This window comes from Bacillus sp. YC2, from assembly GCF_019891195.1.
In the GTDB taxonomy this organism is placed as follows: domain Bacteria; phylum Bacillota; class Bacilli; order Bacillales; family Bacillaceae; genus Bacillus.
Map to the genome: position 1 here is coordinate 227665 of NZ_JAHXDO010000005.1, position 12731 is coordinate 240395.

The window sequence follows — 12731 nt, forward strand, 5'->3', positions numbered from 1 at the left end:
TCATGAGTGAGAAAAAGATACGGTTTATTATCACCCGCCAGGATACGCCTGAAAGCACGCCATACGATGAAGAATTTGAAATCAATTACCGTCCGAATCTGAACGTCATTTCTGCGCTGATGGAAATCCGCAGAAACCCTGTCAACGCAAAAGGGGAAAAGACTACCCCCGTGGCTTGGGACATGAACTGTCTTGAAGAAGTATGCGGCGCATGCTCCATGGTCATCAACGGAAAACCGCGCCAATCATGTACGGCGCTTATCGATAAGCTGGAACAGCCGATCCGCCTGAAACCGATGAAAACATTCCCGGTTGTCCGTGACCTGCAGGTTGACCGCAGCCGAATGTTTGATTCGCTGAAAAAAGTCAAAGCGTGGGTGCCGATTGACGGGACTTACGATTTGGGACCGGGACCGAGAATGCCGGAAAAACGCCGCCAATGGGCATATGAATTGTCAAAATGTATGACATGCGGCGTTTGCCTGGAAGCCTGCCCGAACGTCAACAGCAAATCTAAATTCATGGGGCCTGCTCCAATGTCGCAAGTGCGTCTCTTTAACGCTCATCCGACAGGAGCAATGAACAAGTCCGAACGTTTAGAAGCCCTAATGACAGATGGCGGTCTCGGGGACTGCGGAAACTCACAAAACTGTGTCCAATCCTGCCCGAAAGGTATTCCGCTGACGACTTCAATCGCTGCGTTAAACAGAGATACCAATTTACAGGCATTCCGCAATTTCTTCGGAAGCGACAGAGTATAAGAAAGAGAAAACAGCCTCTTCCGCACGGGAGAGGTTTTTTTATAAGGAGCTGAAGGTTATGAAAAAACCGTCTTATATCGACATGCCGTTTGAAGAATGGAGAAAGTCGTTCTCGTTTTTTACCGAGGTCTCAGTACGTTTTTCAGAAACGGATATGTTTGGCCATATGAATAATGTAACCCCTTTCGTTTATTTCGAAGAAGCGCGGATTTCCTACTTCAAACAGCGCCGCATCAAGGCGGAGAACACAGAAACGATCACGGTTGTTGCAAGCCAGCAATGTGATTATATGCGCCAGGTCATGCCATATGAAAATCTGCGGATCTATGTCAAAACAAGCACGGCCGGAAACGCGTCCGTCACCCTTCATTATCTGGGGGAAAATGAATCAGGCCAGCCATGCTTTACCGGTTCCGTCGTGATGGTCCAAGTATCCAAAAAAAGCGGCAAAGCCGTCAGCTGGACGGAGGAAGAGAAAGGAATGCTGCTCTCCTGAACGAATAACTATTTCTCTTAGAGACGTCACCTCCAATGCGCTCCTTACATATGATATCTTGACTATATAAACCCATTCGTTTAGATTCGCTCTCACCTTAGCAAGGAGGGTTACAATACTTGAAGGAGAAAGAATTTCAATCAAAGCCGCTGCTAACAAAAAGAGAAAGAGAAGTATTCGAATTGCTCGTTCAAGACAAGACAACAAAGGAGATTGCAAGCGAGCTGTTTATCAGTGAAAAAACTGTACGGAATCACATTTCAAATGAGATGCATACCTGTTGCAAACAAAGAGCCTGAAAAGGCTCTTCTTATATGATCAGCCTGGCTTTGTTTAAGTACATATTTAAGCGGATATAGGCAAATGATTCAGGCACTTTGAATATGTCGGCAATGACCTGCGCCGCGAAGTATTGGTTCTGAGGGATTTCAATTAGCCGGAGCATGAATGTAGGAATGCAGAAATGATATGCAAAATAATTCGCCTGACACTCTAAATATTCCTTCCAATAAATCGGCATGATCTTATCGTTATTTACATGTCTGAGCTCGTGACAGACCTCATGAGAAAAATCAAGCCATTGTTCTTTTCTGGATTTTCGGGAATCTAAAGAAATGGTGAACATTCCATTAAAGCGCAGCGCAAAACTGGTTACAGGATTGTAGACGATCAAAATATCCAGTGCATGAGCAATATGATCAATATTGATGTCAGCAGGATTGAGAATGTTTATTTCTCTATATAGCCTTTCAATCCAATCTTCCAGATGACTTTTTGTATATACCAAGATGAACGCCCCCTTAAATGTGTGGAAATTAAAATTTGTACAATCTCCCTATGATAAATGTGTCCAATAGCCTATTGAAAAAAATGGATCAAACATACGTTCTATTTTAAGCGAAAAAGAAATGCCCCCGCAAGAGGGCAATTGTATTTTAATAGTTTGGTACATTCGCTTTTAGGTCAGCATGGTCTACTTCTTTTACTTTTTTAGTTGGTAAACTTGGCACAGACATATCTATGCTTGTTTCTTGTTTAGGCTTTATTACAGTATGATCATCGGAGCTGAGGAACAAAGCACCGAGGAACTTATTGTTTTTATCATACAGCCCAGCTGTCGCTTGTATATCTGTTGCCTCTTTGCCAGAATCATTCTTTAAAGAACCAGTTACACTAATGCTGCCGCCCCAGTCATCAGTTTTCAAAACTTTTGTTTTGCTTGCTTTGAGTTCATTTACACCAGTTTCAAAAGCGGAAGGCGCTACTTCAACTTTAATATCTTTTAAACCGGAAATATCGTCGTTCGCGTCTTCATCAATACCAAGGTAAGCCACTTCTCCCGGTTTTATTACTGAAGGAGCGAGGTTTCTGTACATTGAATTAGCCTGTGTAACTCTAAGTGCTTCCCCTTTGTCGTTCAGATAGGTGATTTTTGTGTTCGAAACATCTACAGTGGTATCACCTGTGTTTTTAATTACTGCATACGAGCTTACCTTTGGTGAGCCGCCGACTGATTCATCATTCCATTTATAAAAGACCTTATCTACCACATCAACTTTCGTTTTTTCCGTCTTTGTTTCAGCCGAAGTCTCTTTTGTGCTTTCTTTGGTAGTAGTAGATGCATCTGAATTTGATTTACCACCGCATGCAGCTAGTGAAAAACTTAATGTTAATGCCCCGATACCTAACAACCATTTTTTCAAAGCAATTTCCCCTTTTTATAGAAATGAATACACTTTATTTATATCGGCAGAAGCCGGATTTTTCTTTATAAAAGCGGCAATTTTCTTTCCTATAAGCGCTTTTCAATGCGATTTAACACCGTAATTTCCTCTGATTTTTTTGGTACTACTCTGGTATACCATTGGGACACGGAAGGAACACCATTGGGACACGGGGTATTTCGCGAACCCTTGGTAAACGCGGGTTTGTGTACTTGTAAAATTTAACATTGGGATTCGAATTGTCTTACATTAGTTTCCGTTCGTTTTTGTTGGGTTTCTTCTATTAGATAACTAAATAACTAAAGATAACTAAAATAACAAAGACGTCGTTTTTTTATAAACAGAGGATCGGCTTATCAAAGTGATGAAGTTATATAATTATTTGTGTCACTACAGACTAAAAAATCAACTTTCATCAGTTGGCTTGTCCGGTTTATATTTGTTGTTGCGAATATCCCCAGGCTTGCGGCCTATTTCTAATTGTTGCGCAATTATCTTCTGTGCTGCCTTTAGGATGGAATCAGTGATCTTACCGTCAGCAGCGGCAATTAATGTGTCAGGGTCCTCTAAAATCTTCAGAGCCTCATCTTCAAAGACTTTCTTTTTTATTTCTGGAGGTTCATCTCTAAGCAGATAATCTGTTGTTACCTCAAAAAAATCGGCTATTTTAATTAGAGTGTCATAATCAGGTTGTCTGAATCCCCTCTCGTAATTAGATAAATTTTGATGAGGTATATTAAGTTTTTCCGCAAGGGCTTTTTGCGTTAAGTTTGTCTTTTCTCTCAACCCACGAATTCGTGCTCCTAGAGCCATAATTATTCCTCCATGTATTAACCTTACTTTCTTCAAATTGTACATTATTCTTCAATATGAGTAAAAAAAATAAACAAAAAGTATATTTTTTGTTGACATATACGTTTTGAAGAATTAATATGTGATTAAGAGTTCTTCGAATCGTATAAAAGAGAGGTGAGCATTATGAAAGTAAATGAAAAACTAAGAACGATTAGGCAAGCAAAAGGGATAACCCAAAAATTTGTCGCTGAAAGTCTTGAAATCCCTATTGCTACTTATAACGGGTATGAATTGGGACGCAGAAAAATTCATGTTGAATTACTTAAAGATATTGCAAAAGTATTGGATGAACCAATTCAAAATTTTTTTGAGAACAAAATATACGAATCGAAGAATAATGAAAGCCGAAGAACAAACACAGCATAATTCCATGGGTAGTCCATCTGTCCAACTTGAATACACTGTCGTGAGGTGAGCGCAATGGCTAAACAAACAAAGACTAAAACAACAAACATCAAAATCGGCAAAGAGTATTACGGAACAATGGACAGAGAAGAATGCTTCCGTAAAGCTCTGGAACCGTATTTCACTTCTAAAAAAGACCTGAAGTTAAACGCTTAAAATTTTCTGCTTCACCTTTTTTTGGTGGACAAGCAAAGGAGGCCACAACAACATGAATCAACTGCAAAACTTCTCCCATAAACAGTTTGGAGAACTGCCAATCATTCAAATTAACAACAAGGATTATTTCGGCGCAACTGAAGTGGCTGAGGCACTTGGCTACGCAAATCCACATGACGCCATATCAAAACATTGCTTGGAAAGTGGGGTCGCGTTTCACGAGGTCACCGATTCAATGGATCGGACACAACAGAAAAAATTTATCAACGAAGGAAATTTGTATCGGTTGATCGTGAAATCAAGGCTTCCCGCCGCAATTCAGTTCGAATCATGGGTGTTTGATGACGTGTTACCAACATTACGAAAAACAGGCCAGTACGGCGGCCCAAGAGTTTTATCTGATGAAGAACAGCGAATCGAATCGCTGAAACTCACTTTAAAAACAGCAGAACAACAACGGAAAATGCAAAATGTGTTGTTCGATCATGAAAAACAGATCGATGAGCTCAGTCAAAAAGTGGACGAGCAGATCACTTTGGATTCCGGAGAACAGCGCCGGTTTCAAAAAGTAGTAGCACGCCGGGTTTATAGCATCACGGAAGGTAAGACAGAAGCGGCCAGGCTTTTCAGAGAAATACACCGTGAGATAAAAGACCGGTTCGGCGTTGCAAGCTACAAAGACATAAAGCGCCGGGAGCTGTTATCCGCAATCAAATATATTGAAAATTGGATTCCTCGGAAGGTTTCCTAAAGCCTTTCAAGTTCCTTCATTAATTAAATTTTAACAGTGAAAACTAAATATATCAGGGGGCGAACATATGTCGAACAATCCATACAATATGGACAATTTATCCACCCTTCTTAGAATCGAGCGGCAAAGGGCAAAGTTGTCACAGTACCAGATGGGGAAAATCATCGGGAAAAGAAATCAATCGTTTATTTCCAATGTTGAGAACGGTGTTTTTCCATTAACACCTGAATTATGTATCAAGTGGTTTGAAGCGTGCGGCGCATACGAACATATTGATCTCGTACATTACCTTTTCCGGCTGCATCCGACAGCGGCGGCGCCAATTGATCCGGCTCTTAACGAGAGCGCAAGCGCGGCGGTGATTAACATGATCCACCAGCTTGAAGAAGCGTTGCAAGCCACAAAACATTTAGCGCGCTGGTTGGCGAATGATAGACCGGGCCGGCAGGCGGAAGAACTGCCAATGGCTGATATTAAGCAGATTTTCGATCTGATCCCGGCGAACAAAACGTTGATATATTCACTGGCCCGTAGTCATGGTCTGAATATGAAGGAGCTTGCCGAAAGATGGACACGGAAAGCGTTAGTGGATCAGGTTGCAATGGCAAAACAAGAGGGAAGGCAGGCGGTGCTGGTGTGATTGATGACAAAGTGCTGGTTAAGCGACGTAACGCGGCCAAATTAGAAATGATAGTGATTGAAGAATATTCGAAAATTCTCAGTAAATCTTTAATAAGCGGTGACTTTAAACAAGCAGATGAAGCATATGCGAGGATGCAGCAAGCAAGCGCGAGACTGGAAGGTTATAAAGACGAAAAAAGAGAGTTTCTTCGGATGATACAACCAGTTAAGTATATGAGTCCTACAACTGCTCAGGAATTTCAAAGGAGGTTTTTGGTTGATGCAGCATATTGAAAATCCAATGGTTCTGAACAACTGGCATGATAAGACGACTGAACCGGAAACACAAAAAGACTTTTTCGGGGATGAAGTAACATCGGCAGATAATTATGTAATTGACTGCGGCGAGGTAATCTTGCGAGACAATCTTGAGCGCTATTTGAAGGAGCAACTTGGATTTAAATTTCACTCAGCGCAATAAAAAAGCCCACTCTGACAAGTGGACTAGGTAAGGCATTTTGAAAAATTGATTGTATTTCCATTATATCAAAACGCCTCATAAAAAACAATGGAGGTTGTTGGTTATGACTGAGTCTCAACTGAAGCAAGAAAACGAGATTTTAAAAAAGCAATTAGACCATATGAAAGAGGTCTATAAAGAAAACATGTCTCTTCATATGGCAGTTAAACAGGGAAAGCAGTTAAGAGCTAATCTGGTATCTTATCTGCGGGAAGATGACTGTGTTTATAGCCCTCATTTCATTACACCAAAACAAATGGGATATATTGCGGCGCTATTCAAAAGACATGGATTGGCCCCACTCAGTAAAGCAAAACGGAAAATAGTTAGGCGGTTTAATGGTGGCGGTTTGCTATCAGAGCATGAAGCACACCAAATTATACAAATGTACGAGAAGAAAGCAGGTGCTAAATAATGGCTAAAGCAGTTAAAGTGGCATTCAGTGAGCGTGCGGAGGATCAGCAACGTTTAAGACAGGTCGGCGGTTCAATTGTGTTCAGTAAAGGTAAACCACAGTTTCAATTCCCGTCAATGGACGCATACCGAGAATGGCAGCAGCTTGGTGCGGAAGCATACAAGGGAAGGGTGGGGATGCTCTGATGCTTGCAAAAGTTTATAGACCTACAGACAACATGACAGAAGATCAATGGCTTGAGGCGCGGCGTGCGGGCATCGGGGGTTCCGATGCTGCGGCAATTGCTGGGCTAAGTAAATGGAAAACGCCAATATCAGTTTATCTGGACAAGCTCGGGCAGTCACCCCAAGAGCATATAACCAGTGAGGCAGCATACTGGGGGCATATTCACGAAGAAACCGTTGCCCGGGAATTTTCAAAGCGGACTGGAAAGAAGGTGCGGCGGCGGAAAGCTATCTTACAGCATCCTGATTACCCGTTTATGCTTGCGAACGTTGATAGATTAATAGTCGGCGAACGAGCAGGACTTGAATGTAAAACAGCTTCAGAATACCTGAAAGGTGAATGGGACGGCGAAGAAGTGCCGGACGCGTATCTGGTCCAATGCCAGCATTATATGGCAGTCACCGGGTTAAACGCTTGGTGGATAGCTGTCCTGATCGGCGGAAACAAATTCGTTTATAAAAAGATTGAGCGAGACGATGAGCTCATTGCATATCTGATTCAAATTGAACAAGACTTCTGGAAAAACCATGTCGAGAATGAAATACCGCCTATGTTTGATGGTTCTGAGGCTTCTGCGGAGCTTTTAACGCATTTGTACCCTGTAGGATTCGAGGATGAAACGGACCTTCCTCTTACGGCAAATGAGCTTATTGCGCGATACAAAACAGCCAAGGCTGAGGAGAAGGAAGCAAAAGAAAGGCTGAAAGAAGCGGAAAACCAATTAAAAGGGATGCTCGGGGAGTACGAGGTAGGAAATGCGGAAAAAGCTCTTGTTACTTGGAAAACCGTCACGACAACCCGTTTTGATTCAAAAGCATTTGCTGCTGAACACCCTGAACTCTTTGAAAAATTCAATAAAGTATCAACTCATAGACGATTCAATGTAAAGGAGTTAAAAGACAATGGCTAAAACCGAGGATATTAAAAACAAACTACAAAACAAAGCAAGCGGAGCACCCACCGAGAAGCCGCCTACTCCAGCGCAAACCATAACAGCGTATCTTGAAAAAATGGCGCCGGAGATTCAAAAAGCTTTGCCGGATCACGTAAAACCTGATCGACTAGCTCGTATTGCTTTAACGACAATTCGAACCAATCCAGCTCTATTAGAATGCACTGTCCCTTCGTTGCTCGGAGCTGTAATGCAGTCAGCCCAATTAGGACTAGAGCCGGGGCTTATCGGCCATTGTTATTTTGTTCCTTTTTGGAATAACAAAGAAAAAAGACGAGATGTACAATTTATCATCGGTTACAAAGGAATGATTGACCTTGCAAGACGATCGGGACATATCGAAAGTATTTATGCTCATGCCGTTTATGAATCAGATGAATTCGACTACGAACTGGGCTTGCATCCTAAGCTGGTTCATAAGCCGGCTACCGGACAAAGAGGGGCGATAACCCACGTGTACGCTGTAGCCCACTTTAAAGATGGCGGCTATCAATTCGAGGTTTTCAGCAAAGAAGACATTGAAAAAACACGAAAACGAAGTAAAGCAAGTGATAACGGGCCATGGAAAACAGACTATGAAGAAATGGCTAAGAAAACTGTAATCCGTCGCATGTGGAAGTACCTACCGATCAGTATTGAGATTCAACAACAAGTTGCTCAAGACGAGACAATCAGAAAGGATATAACAGCAGAAGCCCAGTCTGTATATGACGAAAATGTTTTAGATTTAGGCGGAAATCAGTTTTTGAGTGAACCTGAACAACAGGCAGAAAAGTCAAGTGTGCAGGATGCTGATCCTTTTGACGGCAAGCCTGTAGACATTAGCGAAAATGACCTGCCATTTGATTAAGGTTGGCATACCCTTCTGTTACAAGTGGATGACAGAAGGGGCGCCCAACCGGGCGCAACTGTTCCGTGAATATGTTGAGGGTTATATCCGAACAAATGAACCGGGCTTGCGTTTAGTCCGCATCAGCGGCATGACAGCACTGTGTGAAAGGAAGTAGGTGAGCGGCTTGGAAATGCAAGGTATGGGTTATGTTATTCAGCCCCGCCAGCAGTTCGCAAATAGGCGCGAAAAGATTCTTTATATGTGTTTGCTTGAAGAGGCCGTTTTTGCTCCCATTGGATCATTAAAGACAGGTGAAGCAATGATCAATGTGGCGGAGCTTGCGAGGGACCTTTCTATTGATCTTAAAAAAGTACGGTACTCTCTCAGCAAACTGGAGACAGCAGGATTAATTAAAACAAGACGAATGAAGCAGAACAAGTCAACGATTATCACAATTGTTCACTATGAAAAGCTTCAGAACATAAAGAATTACGGGAAAAAGTCAGATTCATTTCCGCCAGTGGATACCGGGGATTCGGAACAAGAACATAAAAAGGGTGAGGACATGCAAGACCAAGGTAAATTCAAAAACATTCCTGATTACGCTGATCATTTATTGCCGCAACAGATTAGCAACGAAGACACATTAAAAGATGCGTTAAGCGCCGCAGAATTAAAAAATATGAATCTTGCAAGCGAAAAGGAGATTGAAAAATTCGCTGATATGGTTATTAAAATGGGCGCGCTTCCGGAAGGGATCAAAAAAAGCATTCTTGTTCAATATCTCGACTGCATCCGGCTTACACGTTCGCATTGCAAAATTTCCGCGAAGCTTCTTGCTAACCACATTGAAAAAATGAGTAAGTACAGCGTTGATCAGCTTCATTATGCGATGTGGGAACATGCTGAGAAATACGACGACCGCAAAGAGGCGTACACACTCGGTATCCTGCGGGGAACGAGTGACCATAAAGCGCGGCAGGGGCTTATGAAATTAATGAATCGAGGGGGGAAGAAAGATCATGCACAGCTTCAGAGAAGCCCTGAAGATGGGGCAAGCTACGACTTCGGATTCTAATGTAACGAATGAATATGTTTGCGATGGGTGCGGTGAAAATGTCCGAGAATTTACAACGGTCATAGCTTTAGGCCCGATGGCTGGTAAAGAAGTTTCAAGTAAGATCGGCTGCAATTGCAGTGTTTATCAGAAAGTAAAGGACGAACAAAAAGAGGCTGATAATGCCCGCATGAAGAGAATTTTTGCAGAGAACAGCATCCTAAATAAGAAATTGCAAAATGCAAATTTCAAAACGTACAGTAGAGAATTTTTTCCGCAAGCCTATGATAGAGCGGTTCAATACGCCAAGTCATTTGATTTAAATGATCCGAAAAATCTGCTGTTCACTGGAAGTTTCGGAACTGGTAAAAGTCATCTGTCAGTATCTATTTCAAAGGCCGTGGTAGCTATGGGGTTTAGTTCAATCTTTATTTCGCTGCCGAAAATGTACACCAAAATCAGAAGTACATACAACAAAGACAGCGACATTTCTGAAGATCGACTCATGGACATGCTTTATCAAGTGGACTTGCTCATTCTTGACGATATAGGAGCTGAAGGAGAGGCAAACGCTTGGAGCATGTCAAAAGCTTTTGAAATTATTGACCAGCGTTCCGGAAAGCACAATATATACACAACAAACCTTTCAGCATCGGATTTCCAGACTACAAAGGATCGGCAACGGATTTTTTCACGAATGATGGAAGATACAGAACCGCCTATTGTCATGGACGGCCCCGACTACAGGAAGCGGCAATTCTATAAAGGAGAACAAGCATGAAAAATATACAAATCAATCATGTTATGCCGGGCGCCTTTGAATTTATAGGAAAGCGAAGCGACGGCGGCAAGGACCTTACTCCGGCAATCCGGGTGCTTGAGGAAAAAATCAAACAAATGGAGCTGATGCACAGTGCTTAAAGCATTCGCGGAAAGACGTAAAAGAACACTCATTTCTGCATTATTGCATGATGAGAATTTTGCCAAAGAAGACCGGGAATGGCTTGAACGTCTTTCTTTACCGGAATTGGAACGGCTGCACATTAAGGTGAAGTGCGAAAACGGGAGGGAATACCGTGGTGCTATTTAAATCGGTGATCTTGCTTCCGGCCATCATAATCACGGCGCCGTACAAAGAAAAGCAGATTCAGCACTGGGAACGAATTGACGGGAGGTAATGACGACTTATGAAATTAGGCGATAAGGTAATAGTTAAAGCAATATACAAAAAGCGTTCCGATATAGGAATCAATTTTGATCGACTGAACGAGTCAATGGCTGGATCAGAACAAAAGGAAATTACGCAAGTCGTTTACGCAAGAGTTGAAAAGGAACTTACAGGAATTATCTGCGGCAAGCGGCGGCGGGCAGTAGAGAGAACATGGCTATACGGTTATCTTGAAAAACCAGTTTGCGGAGGGGCTGCGGAAGGATACGCCATAATTGACTGTCACTTTGAAAAAGGCCAAGAGATTATTGATACAAAACAGGAATCGTTTTATCTCGTCGCAAGCAGCTTGAGTGGTTTTTATCTCGTCAAGGCAGAAGATATGGAGGCCGCAGAATGAGAGAAATTAAGTTTCGTGCTTGGGAAGAAAACTCTCAAGAGATGATCTATGAAGTAGGAATTACACCGGAGGGCATACCTTATTCAATTCCAGAAAAAGCAGAGGGTTGTGATCAATTTAATTACTTTCTAACTTGCCACAAAATGCAATATACCGGATTAAAGGACAAGAACGGCCGGGAGATTTATGAGGGGGATATTGTAATTGATGGACACGAGAACTCTGCAGAAGTAGTTTTTGATGATGGCTGTTTCTGTGTAATTGGATATTTGGGAGATTTACGGACCCATCCACTTCGTGATTCCCTATTTTGTGGTGAAAGATTTGAAGTCATAGGAAACATTTATGAAGATCCTGAGCTTTTGGAGGATGATCATGCCAGCGAATAAGTACGGCGCCAAGAAAACGCAGGTGGACGGCATCACGTTCGATAGCCGGGCCGAAGCCAAATACTATGAGCAGCTGAAATGGCTCAAGGTGAGCAAGCAGATCAAAGATTTCAAGCTGCAACCGCGGTTCCTGCTTCAAGAGGCATTCAAAAAGAACGGCAAAACTTTTCGGAAGATTGAATATATTGCAGACTTTGAGGTTCGTAACTTGGATGGCAGCAGCGAAGTCATTGACATCAAAGGCGTGGAAACAAAGGAATTTGCCATCAAACGCAAGCTGTATGAACGGCTTTACGATACGCCACTCAAGGTGCTGGCGCTGGATAAGGCACTCGGCTTCATTGAGCTGGACGAGCTGAAAAAACTCAAAAGAAAGGCGGGGAAGACCACTGCAAAACGTGGTAATCGCAGACGATCGGCCCTTGTGGGTGCAGGAAGAAGATAAGCTCATGGCCTGCATGACGCTCTGTTCCGATTACAAACGATGCGCCAGCCGCATGGGAGCGGATTGCAAAAAGCTTGGAGGTTCAGAAATACCAAAAATCAATTCAGGAGGTTATCGCTATGCAAGAAAAAATCGATCCATACAAGCCAGGACCAGTTAACGAATGGAAGATGACGCCGGAGCAGTTGGCTGCCTACGTCGAAAAGCATCCGATCATTTACCGAGAGGAATTAAAACCGTCAGCTGGCGTGACAGTGAGGCTGCCGTCGTAAAACGTAAAAAAGCACCGAAGCCGTAGCCCCGGAGCTTTGATATGAACTGGTACTTCTATCATAGCACAGGGGGCGGCCAGAGTGAACAAGCCACATGAAATTAAAAATTATGAATCAACTATTCAGCAGAGCATTGAGCCGGGGAAAGTCCGCATCATCGTTTTAGATGGCACTGAAGGGACAGCTCATTTACTGGACGCCCCGGAACACGGTAAAACAATCATTCAAACAATAAAAGGCGGCCTTGCTCGTTGCGATTACGAGATCGGCCATAAATTCAAATAGCA

General features: G+C 42.7%; 25 protein-coding genes. 22 read left to right on the forward strand and 3 right to left on the reverse strand.

What is annotated here, in order from left to right:
* The first annotated feature begins 2 nt into the window (after positions 1-2).
* The 3 genes from sdhB to KY305_RS10935 all read left to right on the forward strand — a co-directional run bounded on the left by sdhB (position 3) and on the right by KY305_RS10935 (position 1556).
* Entirely contained in the window at positions 3-761 is a 759-nt protein-coding gene (gene sdhB / locus KY305_RS10925; RefSeq protein WP_223062534.1) for a succinate dehydrogenase iron-sulfur subunit, read from the forward strand.
* Positions 762-819: 58 nt separating this feature from the next.
* Positions 820-1257 carry an acyl-CoA thioesterase gene (locus KY305_RS10930; protein ID WP_223062535.1) on the forward strand — a complete coding sequence of 146 codons (438 nt, stop codon included), beginning with the start codon at positions 820-822 and terminating at the stop codon, positions 1255-1257.
* Positions 1258-1376: 119 nt separating this feature from the next.
* The gene (locus KY305_RS10935) at positions 1377-1556 is read left to right on the forward strand and encodes a helix-turn-helix domain-containing protein (protein WP_223062536.1); all 180 of its coding nucleotides are present in this window, start codon (positions 1377-1379) and stop codon (positions 1554-1556) included.
* 11 nt (positions 1557-1567) lie between these two features.
* Here KY305_RS10935 and KY305_RS10940 read toward each other — a convergent pair whose 3' ends face one another.
* The 3 genes from KY305_RS10940 to KY305_RS10950 form a co-directional block, all read right to left on the reverse strand.
* A complete protein-coding gene (locus tag KY305_RS10940) occupies positions 1568-2044 on the reverse strand; it encodes an ImmA/IrrE family metallo-endopeptidase (RefSeq protein ID WP_223062537.1) in 477 nt (158 codons plus the stop codon).
* A gap of 148 nt (positions 2045-2192) precedes the next feature.
* Positions 2193-2960: a hypothetical protein gene (locus KY305_RS10945; protein ID WP_223062538.1), complete on the reverse strand. Its 768-nt coding sequence runs from the start codon at positions 2958-2960 to the stop codon at positions 2193-2195.
* A 426-nt stretch (positions 2961-3386) separates the two neighbouring features.
* The gene (locus tag KY305_RS10950) at positions 3387-3794 is read right to left on the reverse strand and encodes a helix-turn-helix domain-containing protein (protein ID WP_223062539.1); all 408 of its coding nucleotides are present in this window, start codon (positions 3792-3794) and stop codon (positions 3387-3389) included.
* A gap of 165 nt (positions 3795-3959) precedes the next feature.
* On the opposite strand from KY305_RS10950, the gene KY305_RS10955 reads away from it, so the two are divergent.
* From KY305_RS10955 to KY305_RS11045, 19 genes are all read left to right on the forward strand, one after another.
* On the forward strand, positions 3960-4202 hold the full coding sequence (locus KY305_RS10955) for a helix-turn-helix domain-containing protein (protein WP_223062540.1): 243 nt from the start codon (positions 3960-3962) through the stop codon (positions 4200-4202).
* 54 nt (positions 4203-4256) lie between these two features.
* Positions 4257-4397, forward strand: coding sequence for a hypothetical protein (locus KY305_RS10960; RefSeq protein WP_016938671.1), 141 nt, complete (start codon positions 4257-4259; stop codon positions 4395-4397).
* Between the two features lie 52 nt (positions 4398-4449).
* Positions 4450-5148, forward strand: coding sequence for a BRO family protein (locus KY305_RS10965; RefSeq protein WP_223062541.1), 699 nt, complete (start codon positions 4450-4452; stop codon positions 5146-5148).
* A 67-nt stretch (positions 5149-5215) separates the two neighbouring features.
* Positions 5216-5788 carry a helix-turn-helix domain-containing protein gene (locus KY305_RS10970; protein ID WP_223062542.1) on the forward strand — a complete coding sequence of 191 codons (573 nt, stop codon included), beginning with the start codon at positions 5216-5218 and terminating at the stop codon, positions 5786-5788.
* The gene (locus KY305_RS10975) at positions 5785-6063 is read left to right on the forward strand and encodes a hypothetical protein (protein ID WP_223062543.1); all 279 of its coding nucleotides are present in this window, start codon (positions 5785-5787) and stop codon (positions 6061-6063) included. Before KY305_RS10970 ends, KY305_RS10975 begins: the two co-directional genes overlap by 4 nt.
* Entirely contained in the window at positions 6050-6250 is a 201-nt protein-coding gene (locus KY305_RS10980) for a YqaI family protein (protein WP_223062544.1), read from the forward strand. The genes KY305_RS10975 and KY305_RS10980 overlap by 14 nt, the downstream gene beginning before the upstream one ends.
* A gap of 103 nt (positions 6251-6353) precedes the next feature.
* Positions 6354-6704: a hypothetical protein gene (locus KY305_RS10985; RefSeq protein WP_223062545.1), complete on the forward strand. Its 351-nt coding sequence runs from the start codon at positions 6354-6356 to the stop codon at positions 6702-6704.
* Positions 6704-6889 carry a hypothetical protein gene (locus KY305_RS10990; protein ID WP_223062546.1) on the forward strand — a complete coding sequence of 62 codons (186 nt, stop codon included), beginning with the start codon at positions 6704-6706 and terminating at the stop codon, positions 6887-6889. Before KY305_RS10985 ends, KY305_RS10990 begins: the two co-directional genes overlap by 1 nt.
* Positions 6889-7839, forward strand: a complete 951-nt coding sequence (locus KY305_RS10995; protein WP_223062547.1) for a YqaJ viral recombinase family nuclease — start codon at positions 6889-6891, stop codon at positions 7837-7839. The genes KY305_RS10990 and KY305_RS10995 overlap by 1 nt, the downstream gene beginning before the upstream one ends.
* A complete protein-coding gene (gene recT, locus KY305_RS11000) occupies positions 7832-8731 on the forward strand; it encodes a recombination protein RecT (RefSeq protein ID WP_223062548.1) in 900 nt (299 codons plus the stop codon). The genes KY305_RS10995 and recT overlap by 8 nt, the downstream gene beginning before the upstream one ends.
* A 172-nt stretch (positions 8732-8903) precedes the next feature.
* Positions 8904-9791 carry a winged helix-turn-helix domain-containing protein gene (locus KY305_RS11005; RefSeq protein ID WP_396021519.1) on the forward strand — a complete coding sequence of 296 codons (888 nt, stop codon included), beginning with the start codon at positions 8904-8906 and terminating at the stop codon, positions 9789-9791.
* Complete coding sequence (locus KY305_RS11010; RefSeq protein ID WP_262417700.1) at positions 9736-10551, forward strand: ATP-binding protein; 816 nt, start codon at positions 9736-9738, stop codon at positions 10549-10551. Before KY305_RS11005 ends, KY305_RS11010 begins: the two co-directional genes overlap by 56 nt.
* Before the next feature lie 23 nt (positions 10552-10574).
* A complete protein-coding gene (locus KY305_RS11015) occupies positions 10575-10691 on the forward strand; it encodes a hypothetical protein (protein WP_396021520.1) in 117 nt (38 codons plus the stop codon).
* Entirely contained in the window at positions 10684-10860 is a 177-nt protein-coding gene (locus tag KY305_RS11020; protein ID WP_223062621.1) for a Fur-regulated basic protein FbpA, read from the forward strand. The genes KY305_RS11015 and KY305_RS11020 overlap by 8 nt, the downstream gene beginning before the upstream one ends.
* A gap of 97 nt (positions 10861-10957) precedes the next feature.
* Positions 10958-11338 carry a hypothetical protein gene (locus KY305_RS11025; RefSeq protein ID WP_223062551.1) on the forward strand — a complete coding sequence of 127 codons (381 nt, stop codon included), beginning with the start codon at positions 10958-10960 and terminating at the stop codon, positions 11336-11338.
* The gene (locus tag KY305_RS11030; protein WP_223062552.1) at positions 11335-11727 is read left to right on the forward strand and encodes a YopX family protein; all 393 of its coding nucleotides are present in this window, start codon (positions 11335-11337) and stop codon (positions 11725-11727) included. The genes KY305_RS11025 and KY305_RS11030 overlap by 4 nt, the downstream gene beginning before the upstream one ends.
* Entirely contained in the window at positions 11714-12172 is a 459-nt protein-coding gene (locus tag KY305_RS11035) for a DUF1064 domain-containing protein (RefSeq protein ID WP_223062553.1), read from the forward strand. The genes KY305_RS11030 and KY305_RS11035 overlap by 14 nt, the downstream gene beginning before the upstream one ends.
* Positions 12173-12291: 119 nt before the next feature.
* Positions 12292-12444: a hypothetical protein gene (locus KY305_RS11040; RefSeq protein WP_223062554.1), complete on the forward strand. Its 153-nt coding sequence runs from the start codon at positions 12292-12294 to the stop codon at positions 12442-12444.
* 81 nt (positions 12445-12525) lie between these two features.
* On the forward strand, positions 12526-12729 hold the full coding sequence (locus KY305_RS11045; RefSeq protein WP_223062555.1) for an XtrA/YqaO family protein: 204 nt from the start codon (positions 12526-12528) through the stop codon (positions 12727-12729).
* Positions 12730-12731: the final 2 nt, after the last annotated feature.

Coding starts and splice junctions, on each gene's coding strand:
- sdhB (WP_223062534.1), top strand. CDS start 3: ATGAGTGAGAAAAAGATACGGTTTATTATCACCCGCCAGGATACGCCT.
- KY305_RS10930 (WP_223062535.1), top strand. CDS start 820: ATGAAAAAACCGTCTTATATCGACATGCCGTTTGAAGAATGGAGAAAG.
- KY305_RS10950 (WP_223062539.1), bottom strand. CDS start 3,794: ATGGCTCTAGGAGCACGAATTCGTGGGTTGAGAGAAAAGACAAACTTA.
- KY305_RS10955 (WP_223062540.1), top strand. CDS start 3,960: ATGAAAGTAAATGAAAAACTAAGAACGATTAGGCAAGCAAAAGGGATA.
- KY305_RS10960 (WP_016938671.1), top strand. CDS start 4,257: ATGGCTAAACAAACAAAGACTAAAACAACAAACATCAAAATCGGCAAA.
- KY305_RS10965 (WP_223062541.1), top strand. CDS start 4,450: ATGAATCAACTGCAAAACTTCTCCCATAAACAGTTTGGAGAACTGCCA.
- KY305_RS10970 (WP_223062542.1), top strand. CDS start 5,216: ATGTCGAACAATCCATACAATATGGACAATTTATCCACCCTTCTTAGA.
- KY305_RS10980 (WP_223062544.1), top strand. CDS start 6,050: ATGCAGCATATTGAAAATCCAATGGTTCTGAACAACTGGCATGATAAG.
- KY305_RS10985 (WP_223062545.1), top strand. CDS start 6,354: ATGACTGAGTCTCAACTGAAGCAAGAAAACGAGATTTTAAAAAAGCAA.
- KY305_RS10990 (WP_223062546.1), top strand. CDS start 6,704: ATGGCTAAAGCAGTTAAAGTGGCATTCAGTGAGCGTGCGGAGGATCAG.
- KY305_RS10995 (WP_223062547.1), top strand. CDS start 6,889: ATGCTTGCAAAAGTTTATAGACCTACAGACAACATGACAGAAGATCAA.
- recT (WP_223062548.1), top strand. CDS start 7,832: ATGGCTAAAACCGAGGATATTAAAAACAAACTACAAAACAAAGCAAGC.
- KY305_RS11005 (WP_396021519.1), top strand. CDS start 8,904: ATGCAAGGTATGGGTTATGTTATTCAGCCCCGCCAGCAGTTCGCAAAT.
- KY305_RS11010 (WP_262417700.1), top strand. CDS start 9,736: ATGCACAGCTTCAGAGAAGCCCTGAAGATGGGGCAAGCTACGACTTCG.
- KY305_RS11015 (WP_396021520.1), top strand. CDS start 10,575: ATGCCGGGCGCCTTTGAATTTATAGGAAAGCGAAGCGACGGCGGCAAG.
- KY305_RS11025 (WP_223062551.1), top strand. CDS start 10,958: ATGAAATTAGGCGATAAGGTAATAGTTAAAGCAATATACAAAAAGCGT.
- KY305_RS11030 (WP_223062552.1), top strand. CDS start 11,335: ATGAGAGAAATTAAGTTTCGTGCTTGGGAAGAAAACTCTCAAGAGATG.
- KY305_RS11035 (WP_223062553.1), top strand. CDS start 11,714: ATGCCAGCGAATAAGTACGGCGCCAAGAAAACGCAGGTGGACGGCATC.
- KY305_RS11040 (WP_223062554.1), top strand. CDS start 12,292: ATGCAAGAAAAAATCGATCCATACAAGCCAGGACCAGTTAACGAATGG.